Origin of the sequence: Brachyspira murdochii DSM 12563, from assembly GCF_000092845.1 — a bacterium.
Classification (GTDB): Bacteria; Spirochaetota; Brachyspiria; order Brachyspirales; family Brachyspiraceae; genus Brachyspira; species Brachyspira murdochii.
This window is the reverse complement of the sequence record NC_014150.1, coordinates 3,051,007-3,074,760: the sequence shown is the minus strand read 5'-3', so window position 1 is coordinate 3,074,760 and position 23,754 is coordinate 3,051,007. Positions and strand designations below refer to the sequence as shown.

The window sequence follows — 23,754 nt, the reverse complement described above, 5'->3', positions numbered from 1 at the left end:
TAATTATTTTATATTTATAATTAGTTCTTTTAAAACTTTCCACATTCTATCAACTGAAGATATACTTAAATGCTCTTTAGGAGTATGAACATCATATATATTAGGTCCCATACTAATCATATCAACATCAGCTAAAGGTTTCTTTAATATTCCGCATTCCAAGCCTGCATGTATTGCCTCTATTTTAGCATCTTTTCCAGTAATTTTTTTATATGCATTAAGAGCTATATCTTTTACTTTAGAATTAGCATCATATTCCCAAGCAGGATATTCGCTTGTTCTTTGATAATCGGCATTTGTTCTTTTAGCAGCTGCCTCTACTCTTAGAGCTATTTCATTTGATGAACTTGATATTGAACTTCTTATTGATATTGTAAAAATTAACTTATTATTTTCTTCTTTTAATACACCGTTATTAGCACTTGTTTGAACTAATCCGTCAATATCTCTGCTCATATAAAGCACCCCATCTGGAGAAAGCATAATAAAATCTATAACATTACTGCTCAATTCTTTGCTATAACATTCTTTTACATTATCAGCTTTTGATACTATTATTTTCATATCCGGATCTTCTACTCTGTATTCAGCTTTTATATTATTTGAAATATATTCTATTATTTTTTGTACTTTTCCAGTATCTTTAGCAGTAATAACAGCATCAGCATGTTTTGCTATAGCATTATGTTTAGCACCTCCTTCTATACAGGCTATATTTATATCATCTTTCACAGCATATAAAAGTCTTCCCAGCACTTTAATAGCATTAGCTCTTTGATTATTAATTTCTATACCAGAATGTCCGCCTTTAAGACCAGAAACTTCAATTTTTAATGCATCATTACTGTTTGCTTCTTTTTTTATATCAAAAGATACCAATGTATTAAGCCCTCCGGCACAGCTTACCAAAAATATCCCTTCTTCTTCTCCGTCTATATTGATTAATGTTTTACCATCTAAATGTTCAGCAGTAACAGCAGAAGCTCCGTCCATACCTGTTTCTTCAGCAGTTGTAATTAATAATTCCAAAGCAGGATGAGGTATATCTTTAGAATCAAACAAAGCAAGCCCCATAGCTACAGCAATACCGTCATCGCCTCCCAAAGTGGTATCATTAGCTCTTAAAATATCGCCTTCAACTATAAGTTCTATAGGGTCTTTTCTAAAATCATGTTTAGATTCTTTTGTTTTTTCACAAACCATATCCATATGTCCCTGTATTATAACAGGTTTAACATTTTCAAATCCGCTTGAAGCTTTCTTCTTCATAATCACATTATTTTCCTTATCCTGATAAACTTCAAGCCCTCTATCTTTAGCAAACTTTACTAGAAAATCACTTACTTCTTTTTCATGTCCAGATTCTCTAGGTATTTTACTAAGTTCAGAAAACCACCTGAAAACCTCTTTAGAATCAAGACTGTCAAAATTACTTAAACACATAAAAACTCCTTAAAATTATTAATAATTTATTAAACATCTAATATAATACTATAAAACAATAATATCATGCCATTGTTAAATTATGATATATAAAGCTATATATCATAAAAAATACTTTTCTTTAATATTGACTTCTATTAATTAATACTTTTAATACAACTATTCAAAATCCTATATTATATAAATAATTCATAAATAAGATTTAATTGTTCTATTTTATCACAATATAAATATGCAGTCAATAATAGTTTTAATAGAGTTGTTTAATAACTAAATAAAATACAATTATACTGTTTTAATTTTTAGTATTTTTTAAATTATAAGTGAGTTCTCAGACCAACTTCTTTTGCAGCACATATATGTAAAAAAACTGCATATTTATAATTTTTTAATTTTAATACTTAATATTGTCAAGTACTTTTGAAACAAATATAATATATATATGCTTTTTTATATAAAAATAATTCTATTTATAATAATAAAAACTCCTTGACAAATATAAAAAAGAAAATTAGAATAACTAATCAAAATACGTATAAAAATTCATGAGGGAATTATGAAGGTAATAGATATAGATAAAAAGCCAGAAAGCGAAAAAATATTTTTTGGTGATTTTGGACATTATATAAGAATTGATTCTGTAAGCCATGAAATAGCCAGAAAATTGAAGGAGGCAAGCGAAGGCAATACTTGGTTTTCTAAAGAAGTAGACTACAAATCAGATAAAACTAGATTTTCTTCACTTCCAGAAGATGCTCAAAGGGCTTTCAAACTTAATATAGCATATCAAACTTTAATGGACAGCGGGGTTACTAGCGGATTTTCATCTATACTAAACAGAATAGTAACTAGTTCCATATGGTCAATACTTTATGCTAGAATAGCTATAGAGGAAAATATACATGCAGAAAGTTATTCATATGGGCTTTCTGAAGTTTTCGGACATCAGGCAAGCGAGACATTAGATTTAGTATATAATGATGAGTTTGTAAAGCATAGAATGGAAAAAGAAGTTGAATTATTCGGAAATGTTGATGAACTATGCAATCTTGAAAACTCTAATGCTTCACTAGATGAAAAAAAACAAGCCGTATTAAAACTATTAATAGGAATATATTTACTTGAAGGTATAAAATTTCCATTCTCTTTTCTTGTAACTTTCACAATAAATAATAGTTATGATAATGCAATAGCGGGATTTACAAAAACTATTAAACTAATAGCACATGATGAACTTAATGTTCATGTACCTACTGGTAAAAATTTAATGACAATATTAAGAAAAGAAGCTCATCAGGGATTTTCTCACCTATTTAAAAACGGCTGGTTTTATGATACAGCGAGAGCAATGACAGAATATACAGTTAATGAAGAGATAAAATGGGCTAAGTACCTATTTGACGGTAAAGAAGTTTCAGGCATTAACTCATCTGTAAGCGAGCATTTTATTAAATATTGGGCAGGCATAAGATTAAAAGATATAGATGTAGAAACCGAATATTTATCTGAGAAGAAATCTGATATAATAGATTGGTTTAACAGCTATAGAGATATAAATAAGCAAAATGCAGCTTTGCAGGAAACTACTAATACCTCATATCAAAAAGGGGCATTAAAAAACGATTTATAATATCAATTTATATTTATTATAGTTAATAGCAAAACTAATGGGAAAAAAATTATGGTAGAACTTACAAAAGATAAAAAGCACATCATTATAAAAAGGGACGGGAGAGAAGAACCTTTTAATGAAGAAAAATTGAGAAAAGTTACTAATTGGGCTACTGGAGGAATAGAAGCTTTTACAAATCAGCTTTTGGAAGGGCTAAATATTAAAATAAATGACAAAATGAAAATAGAGGTATTATATGATGAGCTTATTAATACTGCTGTTAATATGATAAGTCCTCTTTATCCTGTATATGATACTATAGCAGAGAAACTATATTTAATGAAAATATATAAAGAAACCTGCGGGCTTAAAAAAATCGGTTCATATCCTCATATAAAAAATTTCCTAAAAAAAGGAATAAAATACAAAATATACGATAAAGATATAGTAAAATTATTTTCTGATAAAGAACTCGATAAAATTAACTCTATGATAGATCCCAATAGAGATTTGCTTTTCACATATAAAGGCTTGGCTATATTTTATAAAAAATACTGCAAAAATATAGGTAATAAAAAATTAGAACTTCCTCAAATAACATATATGACTGCTGCTATGTTTTCTTTTTATAATGATTATTATAAAGGTGAAAATAAAGATAAACTTGAAATAAGTAAAGCTGAAAGATTAAAATACATAAAAAAAACTTATGATATGCTTTCAAGACATGAAGTTACATTTGCAACACCAAGAATAGCAAACAGTATGACTATAAAAGCACAATTAGCAAGCTGTATATTAAATACTCCAGATGATGATACTTGGAGTTTGAATCAAACTGACGGAAATATGGCATTATACTCAAAGTTTTCAGGCGGTATTGCTTATGATGCTTCATATATACGTGCTTCAGGCTCTACAATACAAACTAATAGGGGACGCTCTGACGGACCTATACCTTTTATTAAAAGAGTAGAACAAACTATATCATCATTTAATCAGGGAGGAGTACGCAAAGGAGCCTGCGTTATTACTTTTCCTTGGTGGCATTTAGATGTATTAGACCTAATTATGCTTAAAGATGCTGGCGGAACTGAGGATACCAGAGCTAGAAAATTAGTTTATTCTATTAGGATAAGTAATATATTCAGAGAACGTGTTAATAAAGATGGATATGTAACATTATTTGACCCTAAAGAAACTCCTCTTCTTAATGAAGAATATGGTGAAAAATTTAATGTTGCTTATATGTATTATGAAAGTAAATCTTCTATAAGAAAAAAGAAAATTAAAGCTAAAGATTTACTGTTTCAAATATTAAAGGTAAGACAGGAAACTGGAAATTTATATTTAACATTCGTAGATAATATCAATGAACAAAATATGGTTAATAAATTTGTAGGAGCTTCTAATCTTTGTCAGGAAATTGTTATACCATCATATCCTTCAAAACTTATAGATGAAAAATATGTCATAAATGAGGAAGGAGAATATGAAATCATACAAAGAAAAAAGAGCGGCGAAATAGGCATATGTAATTTGGTATCTATAAACTTAATGTCTTGGGTAAACTTTGATGAAGAAAAGAAAAAATCATTCTGCTATACTCTTTTAAGAGGCTGCGATAATATAATAGATACTCAGTTTTATCCAGTTAAAGAGGGTGAGATAGCAAATAAGAAAAACAGACCTATCGGTATAGGTGTTATAAATTATGCCAATCTTCTTGCCTCTAATAAATTAAAATATACTGACAGAGAGGCTTTGGAGTTTACAAACAAAGTATTTGATGATTTATATTATCATATATACCAAGCTTCAAACCTACTCGCAAAAGAAAGAGGACCGTATAAAACATTTAATGAATCAAAATGGAAAGACGGACTTACTCCTTTTCATATCTCATTATTAAATAAAAGCGATAAACTTAATGTTTCATTAGATAAAGAAAAATGGGATAAACTTGCAGAAGAAATAAAAACAAGCGGAGTACGTTTTTCATTTCATGGAGCCATAGCACCAACTGCTACATCAGGTAAAAGCGTATCCGCAACAGAATCAATAGAGCCTATAGTAGATTTATACTTTGTAGAAGAAGGTATACAAACTCTCCCTAGTTTAGTGCCTAACATAAAAAATAACAGAGCATACTATGAAAGATGCTGGGCTATACCTGCTAAAACTATTATAGAGCTTGCTGCTGTAAGACAAAGATATATAGATCAGTCTCAGTCATTAAATCTTTATTATGTAAAACCCGATTCTGCTAAAGAGCTTTGGGACGATATTCAATATGCTATGGATTTGGGACTTAAAACATTATACTACATGAAAACTCCTAAATCCAACTTTGAACTAGAAGAAGTTTGTGAGTCATGCACATAATGATATTTATTATATAAAAAAGAAGAGGCAGTTAATACTGCCTCTTTTTAACCTCGTATATTATATTTTATGTAATTATATTATCTGTAATAGTAATATCTCATTCTATATGTGTTTAACTGCTGTAATTGTTCATCTGTTAAAACATCAAGCATAGAAACATCTTTTTCTACTCTAAGATAGTCTATTTCTTTTTCTAAGTCTTTCTTTTGATTAATTAAATCTTTTACCAAGTTTAAATCTATATCTATTTTTTCTCTCTCCATTTTTAACTTGTAATCTATATTTCTTTTCTGATATTCTAGATCATTAATTTTTAGTTCATATTCATAATTAATGGAACTAATTTGATTAATCTGTTCATCAGATAGATATATACCGGCATTTCTGCACATCCTGTATATATCACCTTTAGGGGCTCTAGGTCTTGCTTCTCTGACTCTAGGTTCTCTTTCTCTTGGGGCAGCTTCATATCTTCTTCTATCACCAGCACCAGGATCTGGAGGAGGTACTTGGGCAAAAACCATAGATGACATTAAAGTTATAATAAGTGTTGTTAATAATATTTTTGTTTTCATTGATTAATCTCCTAATTTTCAATTTGTTATTTGATTGTTTCTATTTGATTTATTAGACGAACAGTATAAATAAAAGTTCCTAAAAAAATAAAAAAATTATAATGCTATTGATAAAAAATGGATATTGTTATATAGTAATACTTTATAGCAATATTATTATAAAAGGTATTAATCATGGAAATTTACGATATTGAAATGATAAGAAATTTTTATTCAAACTATTCTCATAAAGTTAATAATGTAAAACAAAAATTAAACAGAGCATTAACATTATCAGAAAAAATATTATACGCTCATTTATACGATGAAAAAAGTATAAAAGATTTTAAAAGAGCAGAAGACTATGCAGATTTCAAACCAGACAGAGTTGCAATGCAAGACGCTACAGCTCAAATGGCACTTCTTCAGTTTATGAATGCTGGAAAAACATCTTCTGCCGTACCTGCTACAATACACTGCGATCACTTAATAGAAGCATGCAAAGGTGCTGAAGAAGATTTGAAAAATGCACTTAATATAAATAAAGAAGTTTATAATTTTTTGGAAAGCGTTGCAAAAAAATACGGACTTGGTTTTTGGGAAGCAGGTTCTGGTATAATACATCAAATAGTGCTAGAAAATTACGCTTTTCCTGCTGGTATGATGATAGGTACAGACTCTCATACTCCAAATGCTGGAGGACTTGGAATGCTTGCCATAGGTGTGGGAGGAGCTGATGCAGTGGACGTTATGACTGGTATGGAATGGGAATTAAAAATACCTAATATAATAGGAGTAAAATTAACAGGTTCTTTAAACGGCTGGGCTAGTGCTAAAGATGTTATATTAAAATTGGCAGGCATTTTAACAGTAAAAGGCGGAACTAATTCTATTATAGAATATTTCGGAGAAGGTGCTTCTACCCTATCCGCTGCTGGAAAGGCTTCTATATGCAATATGGGTGCTGAAGTGGGAGCTACTACTTCAATATTTCCTTATGATAATAATATAAAAGAATATTTGATTGCTACAGGACGCGAAGAAGTTGCAAAACTTGCAGAAGAAAATATTGACAACTTAAAAGCTGATAAAGAAGTGTATGATAATCCAGAAAAATATTATGATAAAATAATAGAAATTAATTTATCCGAATTAGAACCATACTTAAACGGACCATTTACTCCGGATGCTGCATGCACTATAAGTGAGTTTGCAAAAAAAGTGGAAGAAAATAAATACCCTACTGCTATGGAAGTTGGTTTAATAGGTTCTTGTACAAATTCTTCCTATCATGATTTAAGTAAAGCTGCTTCAATAGCACGTCAGGTTATAGATAAAAAATTAAAAGTAAAATCAAAAATAATTATTAATCCCGGTTCTGAAGCGTCATATAATGCTGCATTAAGAGACGGCATAATAGATGACTTCAAAAAAATAGATGCTGTTATAATGACTAATGCCTGCGGACCTTGTATAGGACAATGGAACAGACAAGAAAAAGATAATACAAGAGCAAATTCTATAGTAACATCATTTAATAGAAACTTTGCAAAACGTGCAGATGGCAATCCTAATACTCATGCATTCGTTGCTTCTCCAGAAACTGTAATGGCTTTGAGTATAGCAGGAGATTTGAGATTTAATCCACTTAAAGATACTCTTATAAATGAAGAAGGAAAAGAAGTTAAACTCGATGCCCCTATAGGAATAGCTTTGCCAAAAAATGGATTAAACACAGAAAATAAAAAAAGACAAAATAATCCAGACCCAAAAATTGAAATTGTAATAGATAAAGATTCTAAACGCTTACAATTATTAAAACCTTTTGATAAATTCAATATTAATGATTTTAATAATATGCCCCTACTCATAAAAGTTAAAGGTAAATGCACTACAGATCATATATCAATGGCTGGACCTTGGCTAAAATTCAGAGGACATTTAGAAAATATATCAGACAACATGCTTATGGGAGCTGTTAATTTCTTTAATGACAAAACAAACTCTGTATTCAATCAATTAAATAACAATTATGAAGAAGTTTCAAAAACAGCAAAAGAATACAAGCAAAAAAATATATCCTCAGTAGTAGTAGCAGAAGAAAATTATGGAGAAGGTTCAAGCAGGGAACATGCTGCAATGGAGCCTAGATTTTTGAATGTTAAGGCTGTACTTGCTAAAAGTTTTGCTAGGATACATGAAACAAACTTAAAAAAACAAGGTATGCTTGCCATAACTTTTAAAGATAAAGATGATTATAATAAAATACAGGAAAAAGACAAAATAACTATATTAGGACTTGATAATTTTAAGCCTAAACAAAACTTAACTGTTAAACTTATTCATAAAGACGGAAGCGAAGATACATTTGAGGTTATGCATACATACAATGAAGCACAGATTGAATGGTTTAAAAACGGCGGGGCTTTGAATACTTTAATGAAAAATTAAGTCTAATTTATAGAGTTAATTAAATTATGGCATATCTTAAATGTCAGTTTATAAAACATAGTAAGTTATTTATAGACTATATTAAAAAATTGACAAAGCAAAAATGTTTTACTATAATTAGTAATATAAAAATTGGGATCATTTTATGAAAAAAATAATTATAATGGCTTTAATATTAATTAGTATAATAAATATAATAAGCTGTAATTCTAAAAAAACTGATAATACAGAAGTAACTGCAAATACTAATGCCGTTAATACAAATAATGCAGAAACCAATACTAAATTAACTTCTGTAATTAATACCAATGCACTAGAAACCAATACAAAAGAGTATGAAGGATATGCCGCTAATATTTATTATAGTGCTTCATCAGTTGAAGAATATGCACAAGCTATTGCAGATTTTAATCTTATAAAAGATAAAGCCTCTTTAGATGAATGGCAGTCAAAATATACAGATCAAACACCTATAACGTTTGCTATTGATTATTATCCTACAGAAGAAAAAGCTATTGAGTTAATATCTTATGGTGCTGATGTTAATCAAAAAGATTTTAGAGGGCTTACTCCTTTAATGAATGCCTCACTTAACGGATATGTAAAATTAGCTATAGAACTTATAAAGCATAATGCTGATGTTAATGCAAAAGATAATACATCTGCAGATTCTTTATTTTATGCTGTTAATGCTAATAATAGTTTAGAATTAGTTAAAGTTCTACTAAATTCTGGAGCAAATCCTAATATTGTTTATTCAGATCCTGAAGAAGGCAGTTTTACTATATTAGATAGAAGTTTATATTATAATAATTTTGAAATATTTAAAACACTTGTAGAAAATGGTGCTAATATAAACAAAGTTAATGATAGAGGAGAGCCTTTGATTGTTGATGCTATTAGACGAGAACGTTTTGATATAGTGAAATATTTAGTTGAAAAAGGCATTGATCCTACAATGAAATATACAGATTATAGAAATATACCATTTTCTTTATTAGCTGCTGCAGTTAATAATAATGATACAAAAATAGCAGAATATTTAATAGATAAAGGTGCTGATGTAAATACTAAAGCTATTATTGATAATTATATGGAAAATGGTATGACTTCAAATTATAAAGATAATAGCAAAGAAGCTGTAAATTTAATATTAGCTGCTATTGAAAATGGAAATACATCACTCGTAAAACTTTTGATAGAGAAAGGTGCAAATACTTCTGTTGTTGATAAAGACGGAAAAACAATTTTTGATTTAGCTAAAGAACAAGGCTATGATGATATATTAGCTTTAGAAAAATAATAAAAATTAAAAAATCGAGCAATTGTCAGCTGTTTTTTATTAACAACACATTTTTAATTGATTTGTTATATACGATATAGTGGTAATTAGTATTTTCTTTACTTTTATATTTAGTTGTGATATTATAATAAAAAATAATGATTAAGGGGTAATTAAATGAAAAAAGTAATTATAACAGCTTTAATATTAATCAGTATAATAAATATAATAAGCTGCGGATCTGGTAAAAGTGAAAATACAAATAATTCAGAAGTAAATAATGAAAATAAATTAAATAATAATAATGAAATCTATCAGGGATATGCTTCTAATGATATGTGGGATATATATAAAACTACAATGTTAGAAGATGAAGAAAAATTATTTAATGAAATTGATTCTATAAAAGATAAAAAATCTTTCGATGAATGGCAGTCAAAAAATCCGAGTAAATCTTCTTTAGTATTTGCTATTGATAAATTTCCTACAGAAGAAAAGGCTATTGAATTAATATCTTATGGTGCTGATGTAAATATGAAAGATGATAATAGGACTCCTTTAAAATTAGCTTCAGAAAAGGGATATTTGAAACTTGTAAAAGAACTTATCAAACAAGGTGCTGATGTTAATTTTAGAGAAGAATATCAAGCAAATATAGACGCTTTATATTCTGCTGTAGAGTCTGAAAAAAATTATCATTTGGAAGTAGTAAAGGAATTATTAAATGCAGGAGCAGACACTGATATTATTTATGGTACTAAAGAAGAAAATGAAGATAATATATTATATCCTGCTATAAAAAGATGCAATTTAGAAAAGGTTAAACTTCTTACTGAACATGGAGCAGATATAAATTATTCAAATTTTGAGTACGGTCCTGTAATTGCTTATGCTATTTCTCAAGAATGTATTGATATAGTAAAATATTTAGTTTCTCAAGGTGCTGACCCTGCTATGACATATACCAATGGTTATTCATATTCAGGTAAAAGTTATTCATTACTTAATGCTGCAGTAGGAAATAAAACTACAGAAATAGCAGAATATTTAATAGAACAAGGTGCTGATATTAATACTCAAACTGATAGTGTTTCTGGTTTACCTTTAATATTTATTGCTCTTAGAGCTGAAAATATTGAACTTCTTAAACTTTTGATAGAGAAAGGTGCAGATACTTCTGTTGTTGATAAAGACGGAAAAACAATTTTTGATTTAGCTAAAGAACAAGGCTATGATGAGATTGCGGCTTTAGAGAAATAATAAAAATTAAAAAATCGAGCAGCTAATAACTGACGAAGGAAGTTATTAGCTCTTTATAAGCGAGATTTTTTAATATATAAATAAGAAAAAAGCCGACTCGATAAGTCATTATCGAGGGTCTCATAGGCTTTTTCGAGCATAGCAGCAATAAATAAAAAATCGAGCAGCTGATAACTTTAGTTGTCAGCTATATTAAAAATAAAAAATCGAGCGTCTATCAGCTAAAAGCTGATAGAGATTTTAAAGCTAGATTTTTTATATATAATAATAAGTTTATCGCTAGCAGCAATAAGAAATTAGTATTTTATTTACTTTTATATTTAGTTGTGATATTATAATAAAAAATAATGATTAAGGAGTGTTTTATGAAAAAAATAATTATAATGGCTTTAATATTAATCAGTATAATAAGCTGTAATTCTAAAAAAACTGATAATACAGAAGTAACCACAAATACTAATGCCGTTAATACCAATAATACAGAAATATCTAATAATGATGAATATGTTGAATATAATAATACTGGAGAAATTAATACTGATACTGAAGTGCCAGAATGGGATTTGGAGGCTTTTAATGAGCTTAAAAATGTAAAAGATGCACAATCTTTAAAAAGCTGGGAAGAGAAACATGAAGAAAGAAGTTTAATAATGGCATTACAATACGGTGATAAAAAAATGGTTACAGAATTACTTTCTTACGGTGCTAATGTTGATCAGACTTATGTTGATAATGATAGTCCATTAAAAATAGCTTCTGCAAAGGGAGATTTAGAACTTGTAAAAGAGTTTATAAAAAGAGGGGCAAATGTTAATTTTAGAGGAGAAGGAAAGTTTGATGCTTTATTTTCAGCAGTAATGTCTACAAATGAAAATAGTTTAAAAATAATGAAAGAATTATTGGATGCAGGTGCTGAAGTAGATGTAGGGTACGGCTATGAAGAAATTACCCCTATATTATTTGAAGCAATTGGATATGTTGGAGAATCAAAATGTTATTTAGAAAAATTTAAAATGCTTGCTGAATATGGAGCTGATATAAATTATGTTGATAATTATGGCTATCCTTTAATTAATTATGCTGTTCAGTCAGGCTGTTTAGATATAGTAAAATATTTAGTTGAAAAAGGCATTGATCCTCCTATGAAATATGAACTTGAAGAATACTATCCAAATGTAAATATCTCATTATTGGCTGGAACTCTTTATAATAGTGATACTTTAATGGCAAAGTATTTAATAGAGCAAGGTGCCGATGTAAATACTCCTACACCTTCAGAAGATGGTTATCCTTTACTGCTTCAGGCTATTGATAATGGAAAAACCGAGCTTGTTAAACTTTTAATAGAGAAAGGAGCAGACACTACAGTTGTAAATAAGGAAAAGAAGACAGTATTCGATATAGCTAGAGAAAAAGGCTATGATGATATTGTAGCTTTAGAGAAATAATATAAGCGAGCCGACCTAGTAGGTACCCTTTGGGTAGCCAGCAAATAAATTTATTTATTTGCTGATTATAGGCGTAGGCGACCAAGTAGGCACTCTTACTTGTAAGATAAAAATAATAAAGTGAGAAAAAGCTGCCTCGATAAGTCATTATCGAGGGTCTCATAGGCTTTTTCGAGCATAGCAACAATAAAAGAACAATAAATTATAATATAATGAAATTATGAGCGAAACAAAAAATATTAATGTATTAAATGATTATTTTGTGAGATATCTATTCTCATCTAAAGACAGTAATCTTATATTACTAGATTTTATTAATTCAACAATGCTTGATTCTGGTATGAAAACTTTTAGAAGTGTTGAGATTTTAACACCGTCGCCAAAGGCGGGCAGTCGCCTTAATTATAAAGAGAACTATGAAGATAAAGAAACTATCGCAGACGTTAAATGCATTACTCAAAATGGAACTGTTGTTATTATAGAAATACAATTACAAGGCAATTCAAGGTTTCCAGAACGCATACTATATTATTGGGCTTCTAATTATAGTAAATTATTAAAACATGGTGAAAAATATGATGCTCTTACCCCAGTAATAAGTATTAATTTACTTGATTTCAATTTAGATGACTTTGATAATATACATTCATGCTATATGATTTATGATACTAACAATAAAAGACTGCTTACAGATCATTTGCAGATACATATAATAGAGTTAAAAAAGTTTAAATATAATTTACTCAAGCCTGATTTAAATTGCTGGCTTAAATTTTTTACTATGAAAGATAATAAGGAGGCAATTATGTCTGAATTGGTTAAAGAAAAACCTATAATGGAAGAAGTACAAAAAAGATATAATAACTTCATAAAAGATAGGTTAATGATGAATGAATATGATAAAAGACAGGCATATCTATATGGAAATCAGATAATGCTTGAAGAAGAACGAAGATTAGGAAAGGAAGAAGGCATTAAAGAAGGCATTAAAGAAAACCAAATAACAACAGCAAGGAATATGAAAAATGATAAAATAGATTTCAATACTATTTCTAAATATACAGGATTAAGTGTAGAAGAAATAGAAAAATTGTAAAATATTATTAATAAATATAAATATTTAGTTGTTATAGGATAATGAAAGCAATTTCATTTATACAATAAAAAAATTAAAAGTAATAGGATTTTTATATGAGCAAATTAGAAATGAAAAACGGTAAATTAATAGTACCAAATCAAGTAACAATACCTTTTATAGAGGGTGACGGAGTAGGAGCAGAAATCACACCTGTTTCTCAAATGATAGTAAATGAAGCTGTGAAAAAGGCATATAACGGAGAAAAATCTATTGAATGGAAAGAAGTACTTGCAGGAGATAAAGCACAAAGAGAATTAGGCACTCCCCTTCCTGATAACACTATAAATATTTTTAAGGAATATCTTATAGGTATAAAAGGACCTTTAACTACTCCTGTTGGAGAGGGTATGCGTTCTTTAAATGTAACACTTAGACAGACTTTAGATTTATATGTATGTTTAAGACCTGTAAGATGGTTTAAAGGCACTTCTTCCCCTATAAAAGAACCTAATAAAGTTAATATGGTAGTGTTTAGAGAAAATACAGAAGATATATATGCTGGTATAGAATGGAAAACAGGCACAGAAGAAGCTAAAAAATTTTATAACTTCCTAAAAAATGAAATGGGAGTAACAAAGGTAAGATTTCCAGAAACTTCATCTTTCGGAGTAAAACCAGTATCAGAAGAAGGTTCAAAAAGACTTATACGCTCTGCTATAGAATACGCTATTGAAAACAAACTTCCTTCTGTAACATTAGTACATAAAGGAAATATAATGAAATTTACTGAAGGCGGATTCAAAAAATATGGATACGAACTCGCAAGAAAAGAATTTGCTAATGAAACTTTCACTATGGAAGAGTATGCCGAGATAAAAAAAGAGTTAGGCGAAGATAAGGCAAAAGCAAAATTAAAAGAAGCTAAAGAAAATGGAAAAATTATAATAAAAGATAATATTACAGACGCTTTTCTACAAAACACATTATTAAAACCTGAAGACTTCTCTGTAATAGCTACATTAAACTTAAATGGTGATTATATATCAGACCAATTAGCAGCAATGGTCGGAGGAATAGGAATAGCACCGGGCGGAAATATCAATTATAAAACAGGTCATGCTATTTTTGAAGCTACTCATGGCACAGCACCTGATATAGCAGGAAAAAATAAAGCTAATCCTTGTTCATTGATACTTTCTTCTGTTATGGCATTAGAGTATTTAAATATGAATAAGGCTTCAGAGCTAATTATAAATGCATTAGAAAGATCTTTTGAAAGCGGATATGCTACTGAAGATTTAGCTAGCTTTATGAATGACGGAGTATCGCTTGGTACTAAAGAGTTTGGAGAAAAAATAGTTTCTCTATTATAATTTATTTTTATATTAAAATAATTTTATTTAAAAATAAACATTATATTTTATAAACTAAAAAATTAATAACAAAAGGAGTTTATTATGAAAAAAGAATACCTACTATACAAACTATACGACCATTCGAGCAAACGTATAAAAATTGATAGCGAACTTTTTCAGAAATATAATGTAAAAAAGGGGCTTAGAAATGAAGACGGTACTGGTGTGCTTGTAGGGCTTACAAATGTAGGCGATGTTGTAGGATATGATAAAGATGAAAACGGCAATGTATACCCTATAGATGGAAAACTATATTATAGAGGGTATAGTATAAATGATATAGCCGAAGACATCTTAAAAAATAAACGTTTCGGTTATGAAGAGGTTTGTTATCTTCTTCTTTCTGGAAAACTTCCAGATGCAGAAAGACTTCAATCTTTCAGAGAACTCATAGCTGAAAATATGTATTTGGATAAAAAAACTATTATGAATATAATAGATTTGGAAGGTCAGAATATTATGAATATTTTATCAAGAAGTGTTCTCGAAATGTATATTCATGATCCAAATCCGGAAGATTTATCATTAGATAATTTAATGCTTCAGTCTATACAATTAATAGCAAGATTCCCAGCAGTTATTGCCTATGCCTATAATATGTATAAATATAGTGTAGACCAAAAATACTTAACTATCACACTTCCTAAACCTAAATACTCTATAGCTGAAAACTTTTTATACATGCTTAAACAGGAGTTTACACCTTTAGAAGCTAGAATGCTTGATTTATTATTAATTCTTCATGCAGATCATGGCGGCGGTAACAACTCCACATTTACAGTACGTGTTACAAGCTCATCAAGAACTGATACCTATTCAAGTATATCTGCTGGAATAGGATCTCTTAAAGGAGATTTGCATGGAGGAGCTAATGCAAAAGTTATGGATATGTTTATTCATTTAAAAGATGCAATAGATAATTGGGAAGATAAAAATGAAATAGATGATTATCTTACTAAAATGCTAAATAAAGAAGCATACGATAAAAGCGGGCTTATATATGGTATGGGACATGCAGTTTATACTTTATCAGACCCTAGAGCTGTTATATTAAAAGATTTAGCTCGTCAGCTTGCTAAAGAAAAGAAAAAAGAATGCGAACTTCAATTTTTAGAGTTAATAGAAGAAAGAGCTGTTGAATGTTTTATAAAAGTAAAAGGAGATAAAAAAAGAGTTTGTGCAAATGTAGACCTTTATTCTGGTTTTATATACGATATGCTAGGAATACCTAAAGAGATTTACACTCCATTATTTGCTATGTCAAGAATAGTAGGCTGGTGTGCACATAGAATAGAAGAGCTTAATTTCGATGACAGAAGAATAATAAGACCTGCATATAAAAATGTTATAGAGCCTCAAGAGTTTATTACTATGGATAAAAGATAATTATTAAAATATAGTTAATAAAAAATTAATAATGAAAAATTAAAAGGAGCTTTATTTTATATATAGCTCCTTTTTTTATAAAACAAGAATGATTAATCTGATATATTATATTTATCTCAATTAAAAAATAAAAAAGAGACTTAAAATATTTAAGCCTCTTTAAACTTTTTGTCAAACAATTAATTTTTAATTAAATATTATCTAATATAAGTCTTAAATCTTTTTTATCTATTATGATGTTAGCTTCTTTTTTAAGAACTTCTTTTGCACAGAAAGCTGCCCTATTTTTAGCATACTTAAACATACTCAAATCATTAGCCCCATCACCAACTACTAAAGTATCATCATAAGAAACATTAAGAAGTTTTTGAAGAGTTAAAAGCATGTTTCCTTTGCTGTCAGAAAACATCATCTCTCCGCCTACTTTTCCTGTAAGTACATTGTCTTTTACATGAAAAATATTTGCAAACTCAGCATCTAAATTAAGTTTTTGAGCAAATAAAACAGTAGCATTTTTGAATCCTCCAGAAAAGCATACACATTTATATCCTTTTTTATGAAGCTCATCAATAGTTTCTTTAGCCCCGTTCATTACAGGAAGAGAACTGCAAATTTCATTAACAGTTTCTAATTTTATTCCATTAAGCAAAGATACTCTCATCTGAAGACTTTCAAAGAAATCAATCTCCCCTCTCATTCCTCTTGCTGTAATATCGGAAATTTTATCTGCAAAATTGGTTTCTCTTGCAATGATATCTAAAGTCTCTCCGTCCATTAAAGTAGAATCAAAATCAAAAACTGCTAATTTCATTTTATTTATCCTTATATTTTATAAAGTATACTCTGCTGCAAGTCTTACATATTTAGGCTCATGAACACCTTCTATGTTAGAAATTTTTGTTATAACATCATTTCCTATACTTCTATCAACATTTATAGCCATTATGGACATATTACTTCCTTTAATATTTTCTGATACACTCATAGAACCAATATTAATACCATCAGCTGAAAGCAAAGTTGCAACTTTAGCTATCATAGCAGGCTGGTTTATATGAGGAACAACCAATATATGAGGCTGAGGCTTAATTATAACATCATAATCATTAAGTTTTACTATTCTCGCAATATTTTTAGCTATTAATGAAACTGATACGCTTGTTACATCTTTATCCGTAATTAATTTTACTTTAAGTATTCCAGTAAATGTAGAAGGAGCTTCTGATTTAACAGTTTTTACTTCAATTCCTCTTTGCTTAGCAAGATAAGGAGCATTAACATAATTAACATCTTGGAACATATAAGATAATGCACCTTTTAGTATAGCTACTTCAAGAGGCTGAATATCTAAATCAATTAAATCTCCTTGAGCAGTTATCTCTAATGATTTTATTTTACCATTAGCAAGCTGCATTATCATCTCTCCGGCATTTTCTGCTATTTTCATGTAGTCTTTAACTGGTTCTAGTTTCTCTGGATTAAGAGAAGGTATATTAACTGCTGATTCTGTATATCCTCCAGAAAGTACCTGTTTTATTTGTTTAGCAACATCTAAAGCAACGTTTATCTGAGCCTCTTTTGTACTTGCACCAAGATGCGGAGTAAGTATTAAATTATTATTTTTATACTGTGTTAGAGGACAAGTTTCTATTTTAGGTTCATTTACAAAAACATCTACTGCTGCAGCTGCTATAGTTCCATTTTCCAATGCATTTTTTAAATCTTCTTCATTAACAAGTCCGCCTCTTGAACAGTTAATAATTATAGCAGTATTTTTCATTTTGCTCATATTATCTTTATTTATGATATTATTAGTTTCTGGAGTTTTAGGTATATGAAGTGATAAATAATCAAGTTTTGGTAAAAAATCATCTAAAGAGGTCTCATAAATAGCTCCAGACTTTTGTACAATCTCTTCAGTAGCAAAAGGATCATAAACTAATACTTTCATTCCAATAGCCAAAGCAATATGAACAACCTTTCTTCCTATTCTTCCAAATCCCATAACTCCTAAAGTTTTACCAAAAAGTTCATTACCTGTAAACTTATCTCTTTCCCATTTAGCTTCTTTGGTTGATACAGCAGCTGGAACTATATTTCTTGATACGGCAAGCATTAAAGCTATAGTATGTTCTGACGCAGCAATGGTATTTCCGTCTGGAGAGTTTACTACTATTACACCTTTTTCTGTAGCAGCTTCTACATCGATGTTATCTACTCCTACACCAGCACGTCCTATAATCTTTAAATTTTTTCCAGCTTCTATAATTCTTTTTGTAACTTTAGTCTGACTTCTAACCATTAAAGCATCATACTCACCTATAATACTTACAAGTTCATCTTCACTCATTGTAGGAAGAAATACAGCCTCAGAAACATCAGCTATTATATCCTTTACACATTCATTTACCTTATCAGTTATTAAAACCTTCATATATCATCTCCTATTGTTGTTACGCTCGAAAAAGCCTATAAATTCCTCAATAATGACTTTGTCCGCCTTAGGCGAATTATCAATACAGTCTTTCTAGCTTTTTATTATTACTAAAAAATAAAATATTCTAATATAATTATTACTAACTATATTAGAATATATAAAACAATTCAAAATATTTATTATTTATTTAATTCTTCTATCAATTTTTTAACTCCGCTTCCTAGTTCAAACTTATAACCAAGTTTAACCAAACTAGCCTCCAAAGCACCAACCGCCATTATCAAATCACGTTCGCATACATATCCTAAACTGCCTATTCTAAATATTTTATTTTCCAAAGCACCCTGTCCGTTTGCTACTATAATATCATAATCTTCTTTTAGAGTTTTTCTTATATCTGGAACGCTTATTCCTTCTGGAGGAAGTATTGAAGTTATAGCATAGCTTGCATTACTGTCATCTTCAACAAGAAGTTTTAATCCTATAGCTTTTACAGCAGCCCTTAAAGCAAGAGAAAGTTTCTTATGTCTTTTATTAACATTTTCAATACCCTCTTCTTTTATCATTTTTAAAGCTGTATGAAGAGAAGCTATCAAATTAACAGCAGGTGTAAAAGGTGTAGTATCTTTAGCTAAAGATTTTTTATGCTCTGTCCAATTAAAATAAAAGCTAGGATATTTACATTTTTCATGCATTTTAAAAGCATCTTCGCTTGCTGTTAAAAATGAAAGACCCGGAGCTACCATAAATCCTTTTTGAGAACCTGATATAGCAACATCAATATTCCATTCATCTGTTTTAAACTCCATAGCACATAAACTTGTTATGCCGTCAACTACAGATACAGCACCATGTTTCTTTATTATAGAACATAATGTCTTAACATCATTAGCAGCACCAGTTGAAGTTTCGCTATGAGTAAGTGTTACTATTTTTATATCTTTATCTTTATTTAAAGCCTCTTCAAGAATTTCTGGTTTTATCACTTGACCTGCTTCAACTTCTATTTTTGTTACAACGGCTCCCCTGCTTGCAGCAATCTTAGACCATCTGCTTCCAAAATTACCAATAGACAAACACAATACCTTATCACCTTCATTAATAAGGTTTTCCAAAGCAGCACACATTGCCCCTGTTCCGCTTGCTGTAAATAAAAATACATCATTCTTTGTTTGGAACACATATTTTAAATCTTCATAAACTTCTTTAAGTATGTTTGAAAATTCTTTGCTTCTGTGTGCCATAGGGTGTTTTCCCATTTCTACTAATGCTGATTCAGGTACTGGTGTAGGACCCGGTATCATCAAAAAAGTCTTATCCTTCATAATAGTATAACTTCTCCTTAAAATTAAAAATACAATACTATAGTATCTAAAAAATCCTTATACTATTATATTATATATATTTTTTTTTACAATACTATATTTAGTAATATTTATACAATTTTTTTATATTTAATTTCAAAAATAAGAATATTTTTATATAATTTACATTAAAATAAAAAATAATTGCTTTTTCTTATGTATTTTTTATATTTAAAATATTAATATGATAAAGGATAAATAAATGAAAAAAATATTAATTTTTATGCTGATATTAATATTTAGCATATCATGTAATAATACTAGTAAAACAGGCTCAAGCTATAATAATTCATCAAGCAGTAATACAGAGCAAGAAAACCAAAACGGAACTTCAACAACTGATAATAATAAAGAATGGCTAGATAAAGTTTCTGGAAGAAATATTCAAAATAGTAATGTAAATTATGAATTTGATTCAAATGGAAATATAGAAGTAAATGGGGAAAAAAGATGGACATTTGTAAAATATCTAGGAGAGGATAAAGGATTATACTACGAAGAGGTAGATCCGAGTGATATGTTATTTGATAAACCATCAGATAAAATAGAAAAAATATATGGTATTTTGATGATAATTGCTCCAAACGATAATGTTTATTTTCTTGACGGATATAAAAGTACAAGCTGGACAGAAAAATATAGAATATCTATAACAGTATTTGTTAATGAAAATAGTAATGAGCCGGAAAATGCTGACTGGAATCAATACCCTCATATGACAGAAAATGATTTGGATACTACTCAAAAAGGTGATAACTGGGGATATTTAAATCCTGTAAAATAATAATCACAAATAAAAATAACATAAATTAAAGAAACTCAAAAGGTATTATCTTAATTTCTAAGTTAATACCTTTTTTATATGTTTTTTAATTTCTTAATACTCACTTTTATAAAAAATATTTTAATACAAAACTCCTTGACAATACATCATCTTTTATATATTATTTATAAAATGCTTTCAATAAAATCATCATCAAAATAAGGAATATATAAATAATGAAATCATTAAAAAAAGAAATTATATACCCTATTATATTTTTATTATTATCTATACTATTTTTTTACAGCAATTTAACTTTTTCATATCTTCAAATGGGAGATGTTATTCTTTGGGATATAAAAAATATTAAAGATGCCATATTAAGCGGGAATTTATATTTTTGGAACAATGCTTATTTTACAATAGCCTCTTCTTCAACAGTACCAATACACCCAAAATCTTTATTTATGGCTATTTTTCCAACAGAAATATATCCGCAGATTACAATAATATTTCATATAACTGTAATGGGATACGGGTTATTTTTATTTTTGAGAGAAAAAAAATTATCTATTAAAGCGGCAATATTCGGGGCTGTTGCTTTAATGTTTTCTAATGCTATTATAACTTTGATACTACCTGGTCATTTAGGTAAATTTGAAACCTACTGTTATTTTCCTTTTGTACTATATTTTTTATCAAAGGCTATGAATACTGAAAAGTGGATTCATTTCTTTTTTGCAGGTGCATTCTTAGGTATTGCATTTTTGGGTGGTGCTTTGGATGTTGCTATGTATTTCGCTTTATTTTTATCATGTTATTTTTTATACCTTCTTTATAACAAAAAGAATGATAAAAAATTAATAGTTTTTTTAAAAGAAGATTTTAAAAAAATAATTCTCTTATGTATAAAATTTGCATTAGTAGCAGTATTTTCTTTTTTAATGTCTATACAAATAATAATGATTACAAGAAACACTCAGGATATGGGAGCTGCTGGAGTTACTGACAAAAAACAATTATGGGAATGGGCTACAAGATGGTCATACCCACCTGAAGAAGTATTAGGATTTTTTATGCCCGGATTCTTCGGATACTATTCTGGAAGTGAAACTCACCCTTATTGGGGAAGAATAGCCAATATGCCGGGAGAGCCTAAAACTTCTAACTTCTCACTTACAGCTGCTAATATTGGATATATTACTTTCCTATTTATAATATTTGCAGTTTTTATAAGTAAGAAAAAATATAAAGAGAAATATTTCTGGATTGCCGCAGCATTATTTTTCTTAATAGCAAGTTTCGGTAGATATTTTCCTATCATATACGGAGCATTATTTCAAATACCAATATTCCAAGATGCTAGAAATCCAAATAAATTTATAGAAATTATACCAATACCATTTGCTGTAATAGCATCATTTGCAGCCGACTATATATTCAAAGCAATAGATGCTAAAAAAGAAGACAGACTACTTAAATATTTGGAAGATGACTACAAATACATAAATATAGCTCAAAAGATAATGTATATAATAGCAATTCTTTCTATAGTATTGGCATTAATAACTATACTTACTAACGGATTAATATATAATAGTTTCGTTACTGATTGGAAAGAAGCTAATGCTGCCTTAATATCAAAAAATATATTTATGTCTTTTATAAGATTGGCACTTATATCCACAACTGCACTTTTACTAGTTAATACTTCTATATCATTAAAAGAAATAACTATAAAAGATAAATTTGCTGTAATACTTCCTCTAATATGTTTTATACTATTTTCTGTATATGATCTAGGACATATAGGTTTCCTTATAATAGGAAGCATTATAGTATTTTTGTATGTTATTATTGCTAATAAAGAAGATCTATTTTATAAATATCTGCCTTATATGTTTATAGCTATTTTATTTTTGGATTTAACTCAAAGCGGAAATATGTTTATAGTAAAATCTAATTATAATCAAATGTATAAATCTACTCCAATAGTTGATCATATATTAAGAGAAGGCGGCAACAAAACTACAATGCCTATATTGATACCGTATTTATACAGATACACCACTCATACAATGCCTTACTACAATATACCATTAACAGAACCTCCTGCAGCAAGTAGGCTTTCAAAAGATATAACAGATACTTTTGCATCTTTCAGAATAAATGATTATGTGGGATATCAGCCTAGACTTATGGATTTACTTGGAGTAAGATATATTTTAAGCCCTACATATTTGGATCAATCTGTTCTTTCAAATGACTTAACAAAGATAACAGAGTATCAGGACCAATTTTCTGCTGCTGTATTGTATGAACTTAAAGGATACAGAAATAAATACGAGTTTGTTAATAACGCTTACAATGCCAAAGATTTTAATGATGGTTTGGGAAGATTAACTATGCCTAATTTTAATTTGGCAAATGAAGTTGTTTTACTAAATAATTCAAATAATAATATAACATTAAATAATCCTAAATCCATTCATAGTGTGGAAATGCTTGAAGAAACTGACAATAAAATAGTATTTAATGTAAAAACTCCAGATGCTGGTGTACTTGTATCAAAAGAGCGTTATAATAATGACTGGTCTGTTACTGTTAATGGAGATAAAAAAGAGTTATTAAATGCTAATTTACTATTTAGAGGGGTTTATGTAGAAGCTGGAGATAACAATGTAGTATTTGAATTTACTCCTTCAATGAAATATGCTTACAGTACAATAATATGCTGGGTAATATTTATAGTAATATCTATTATAAGTACAGTTTTGTATATAAAAAGATATAATAATCAAGAATAATAATTTTAAAATATTAGAAAGCAAAATATAAAAATTGTAAGCATATAGTAAATTCATTTGCTATAT

General features: G+C 28.8%; 16 protein-coding genes. 11 read left to right on the top strand and 5 right to left on the bottom strand.

What is annotated here, in order from left to right; genetic code table 11:
• Positions 1 to 3 precede the first annotated feature (3 nt).
• On the bottom strand, positions 4 to 1,443 hold the full coding sequence (locus tag BMUR_RS13545) for an aminoacyl-histidine dipeptidase (RefSeq protein WP_013115109.1): 1,440 nt from the start codon (positions 1,441 to 1,443) through the stop codon (positions 4 to 6).
• Between the two features lie 556 nt (positions 1,444 to 1,999).
• On the opposite strand from BMUR_RS13545, the gene BMUR_RS13540 reads away from it, so the two are divergent.
• Both BMUR_RS13540 and BMUR_RS13535 read left to right on the top strand, forming a co-directional pair.
• Positions 2,000 to 3,073 carry a ribonucleotide-diphosphate reductase subunit beta gene (locus tag BMUR_RS13540; protein WP_013115108.1) on the top strand — a complete coding sequence of 358 codons (1,074 nt, stop codon included), beginning with the start codon at positions 2,000 to 2,002 and terminating at the stop codon, positions 3,071 to 3,073.
• A gap of 51 nt (positions 3,074 to 3,124) precedes the next feature.
• Positions 3,125 to 5,440 (top strand): ribonucleoside-diphosphate reductase subunit alpha, encoded by a 2,316-nt coding sequence (locus BMUR_RS13535; RefSeq protein ID WP_013115107.1) that lies wholly within the window; start codon positions 3,125 to 3,127, stop codon positions 5,438 to 5,440.
• Positions 5,441 to 5,520: 80 nt separating this feature from the next.
• Here BMUR_RS13535 and BMUR_RS13530 read toward each other — a convergent pair whose 3' ends face one another.
• Complete coding sequence (locus tag BMUR_RS13530) at positions 5,521 to 6,018, bottom strand: Spy/CpxP family protein refolding chaperone (RefSeq protein WP_013115106.1); 498 nt, start codon at positions 6,016 to 6,018, stop codon at positions 5,521 to 5,523.
• A 174-nt stretch (positions 6,019 to 6,192) separates the two neighbouring features.
• On the opposite strand from BMUR_RS13530, the gene BMUR_RS13525 reads away from it, so the two are divergent.
• The 7 genes from BMUR_RS13525 (at position 6,193) to BMUR_RS13495 (ending at position 16,317) form a co-directional block, all read left to right on the top strand.
• On the top strand, positions 6,193 to 8,448 hold the full coding sequence (locus BMUR_RS13525) for an aconitate hydratase (RefSeq protein WP_013115105.1): 2,256 nt from the start codon (positions 6,193 to 6,195) through the stop codon (positions 8,446 to 8,448).
• A gap of 145 nt (positions 8,449 to 8,593) precedes the next feature.
• Entirely contained in the window at positions 8,594 to 9,751 is a 1,158-nt protein-coding gene (locus BMUR_RS13520; RefSeq protein WP_013115104.1) for an ankyrin repeat domain-containing protein, read from the top strand.
• 156 nt (positions 9,752 to 9,907) lie between these two features.
• Complete coding sequence (locus BMUR_RS13515) at positions 9,908 to 10,990, top strand: ankyrin repeat domain-containing protein (protein WP_013115103.1); 1,083 nt, start codon at positions 9,908 to 9,910, stop codon at positions 10,988 to 10,990.
• 365 nt (positions 10,991 to 11,355) lie between these two features.
• Positions 11,356 to 12,438 (top strand): ankyrin repeat domain-containing protein, encoded by a 1,083-nt coding sequence (locus BMUR_RS13510; protein WP_013115102.1) that lies wholly within the window; start codon positions 11,356 to 11,358, stop codon positions 12,436 to 12,438.
• Between the two features lie 220 nt (positions 12,439 to 12,658).
• Positions 12,659 to 13,534, top strand: coding sequence for an Rpn family recombination-promoting nuclease/putative transposase (locus tag BMUR_RS13505; protein ID WP_013115101.1), 876 nt, complete (start codon positions 12,659 to 12,661; stop codon positions 13,532 to 13,534).
• 95 nt (positions 13,535 to 13,629) lie between these two features.
• On the top strand, positions 13,630 to 14,889 hold the full coding sequence (gene icd, locus BMUR_RS13500) for an NADP-dependent isocitrate dehydrogenase (RefSeq protein WP_013115100.1): 1,260 nt from the start codon (positions 13,630 to 13,632) through the stop codon (positions 14,887 to 14,889).
• Between the two features lie 84 nt (positions 14,890 to 14,973).
• Positions 14,974 to 16,317 carry a citrate/2-methylcitrate synthase gene (locus BMUR_RS13495; protein WP_013115099.1) on the top strand — a complete coding sequence of 448 codons (1,344 nt, stop codon included), beginning with the start codon at positions 14,974 to 14,976 and terminating at the stop codon, positions 16,315 to 16,317.
• Positions 16,318 to 16,507: 190 nt separating this feature from the next.
• Here the strand turns inward: BMUR_RS13495 and serB are convergent, their stop codons facing one another.
• From serB to BMUR_RS13480, 3 genes are all read right to left on the bottom strand, one after another.
• On the bottom strand, positions 16,508 to 17,128 hold the full coding sequence (serB, locus tag BMUR_RS13490) for a phosphoserine phosphatase SerB (RefSeq protein ID WP_013115098.1): 621 nt from the start codon (positions 17,126 to 17,128) through the stop codon (positions 16,508 to 16,510).
• Positions 17,129 to 17,146: 18 nt separating this feature from the next.
• The gene (gene serA / locus BMUR_RS13485; RefSeq protein ID WP_013115097.1) at positions 17,147 to 18,751 is read right to left on the bottom strand and encodes a phosphoglycerate dehydrogenase; all 1,605 of its coding nucleotides are present in this window, start codon (positions 18,749 to 18,751) and stop codon (positions 17,147 to 17,149) included.
• A 182-nt stretch (positions 18,752 to 18,933) separates the two neighbouring features.
• Positions 18,934 to 20,079, bottom strand: a complete 1,146-nt coding sequence (locus BMUR_RS13480) for a pyridoxal-phosphate-dependent aminotransferase family protein (protein ID WP_013115096.1) — start codon at positions 20,077 to 20,079, stop codon at positions 18,934 to 18,936.
• A 241-nt stretch (positions 20,080 to 20,320) separates the two neighbouring features.
• On the opposite strand from BMUR_RS13480, the gene BMUR_RS13475 reads away from it, so the two are divergent.
• Both BMUR_RS13475 and BMUR_RS13470 read left to right on the top strand, forming a co-directional pair.
• Positions 20,321 to 20,902: a hypothetical protein gene (locus BMUR_RS13475; protein ID WP_013115095.1), complete on the top strand. Its 582-nt coding sequence runs from the start codon at positions 20,321 to 20,323 to the stop codon at positions 20,900 to 20,902.
• 215 nt (positions 20,903 to 21,117) lie between these two features.
• A complete protein-coding gene (locus BMUR_RS13470) occupies positions 21,118 to 23,688 on the top strand; it encodes a glycosyltransferase family protein (RefSeq protein WP_013115094.1) in 2,571 nt (856 codons plus the stop codon).
• Positions 23,689 to 23,754: the final 66 nt, after the last annotated feature.

Coding starts and splice junctions, on each gene's coding strand:
- BMUR_RS13530 (WP_013115106.1), bottom strand. CDS start 6,018: ATGAAAACAAAAATATTATTAACAACACTTATTATAACTTTAATGTCA.
- BMUR_RS13545 (WP_013115109.1), bottom strand. CDS start 1,443: ATGTGTTTAAGTAATTTTGACAGTCTTGATTCTAAAGAGGTTTTCAGG.
- icd (WP_013115100.1), top strand. CDS start 13,630: ATGAGCAAATTAGAAATGAAAAACGGTAAATTAATAGTACCAAATCAA.
- serA (WP_013115097.1), bottom strand. CDS start 18,751: ATGAAGGTTTTAATAACTGATAAGGTAAATGAATGTGTAAAGGATATA.
- BMUR_RS13510 (WP_013115102.1), top strand. CDS start 11,356: ATGAAAAAAATAATTATAATGGCTTTAATATTAATCAGTATAATAAGC.
- BMUR_RS13470 (WP_013115094.1), top strand. CDS start 21,118: ATGAAATCATTAAAAAAAGAAATTATATACCCTATTATATTTTTATTA.
- BMUR_RS13480 (WP_013115096.1), bottom strand. CDS start 20,079: ATGAAGGATAAGACTTTTTTGATGATACCGGGTCCTACACCAGTACCT.
- BMUR_RS13495 (WP_013115099.1), top strand. CDS start 14,974: ATGAAAAAAGAATACCTACTATACAAACTATACGACCATTCGAGCAAA.
- BMUR_RS13520 (WP_013115104.1), top strand. CDS start 8,594: ATGAAAAAAATAATTATAATGGCTTTAATATTAATTAGTATAATAAAT.
- BMUR_RS13515 (WP_013115103.1), top strand. CDS start 9,908: ATGAAAAAAGTAATTATAACAGCTTTAATATTAATCAGTATAATAAAT.
- BMUR_RS13525 (WP_013115105.1), top strand. CDS start 6,193: ATGGAAATTTACGATATTGAAATGATAAGAAATTTTTATTCAAACTAT.
- serB (WP_013115098.1), bottom strand. CDS start 17,128: ATGAAATTAGCAGTTTTTGATTTTGATTCTACTTTAATGGACGGAGAG.
- BMUR_RS13535 (WP_013115107.1), top strand. CDS start 3,125: ATGGTAGAACTTACAAAAGATAAAAAGCACATCATTATAAAAAGGGAC.
- BMUR_RS13475 (WP_013115095.1), top strand. CDS start 20,321: ATGAAAAAAATATTAATTTTTATGCTGATATTAATATTTAGCATATCA.
- BMUR_RS13505 (WP_013115101.1), top strand. CDS start 12,659: ATGAGCGAAACAAAAAATATTAATGTATTAAATGATTATTTTGTGAGA.
- BMUR_RS13540 (WP_013115108.1), top strand. CDS start 2,000: ATGAAGGTAATAGATATAGATAAAAAGCCAGAAAGCGAAAAAATATTT.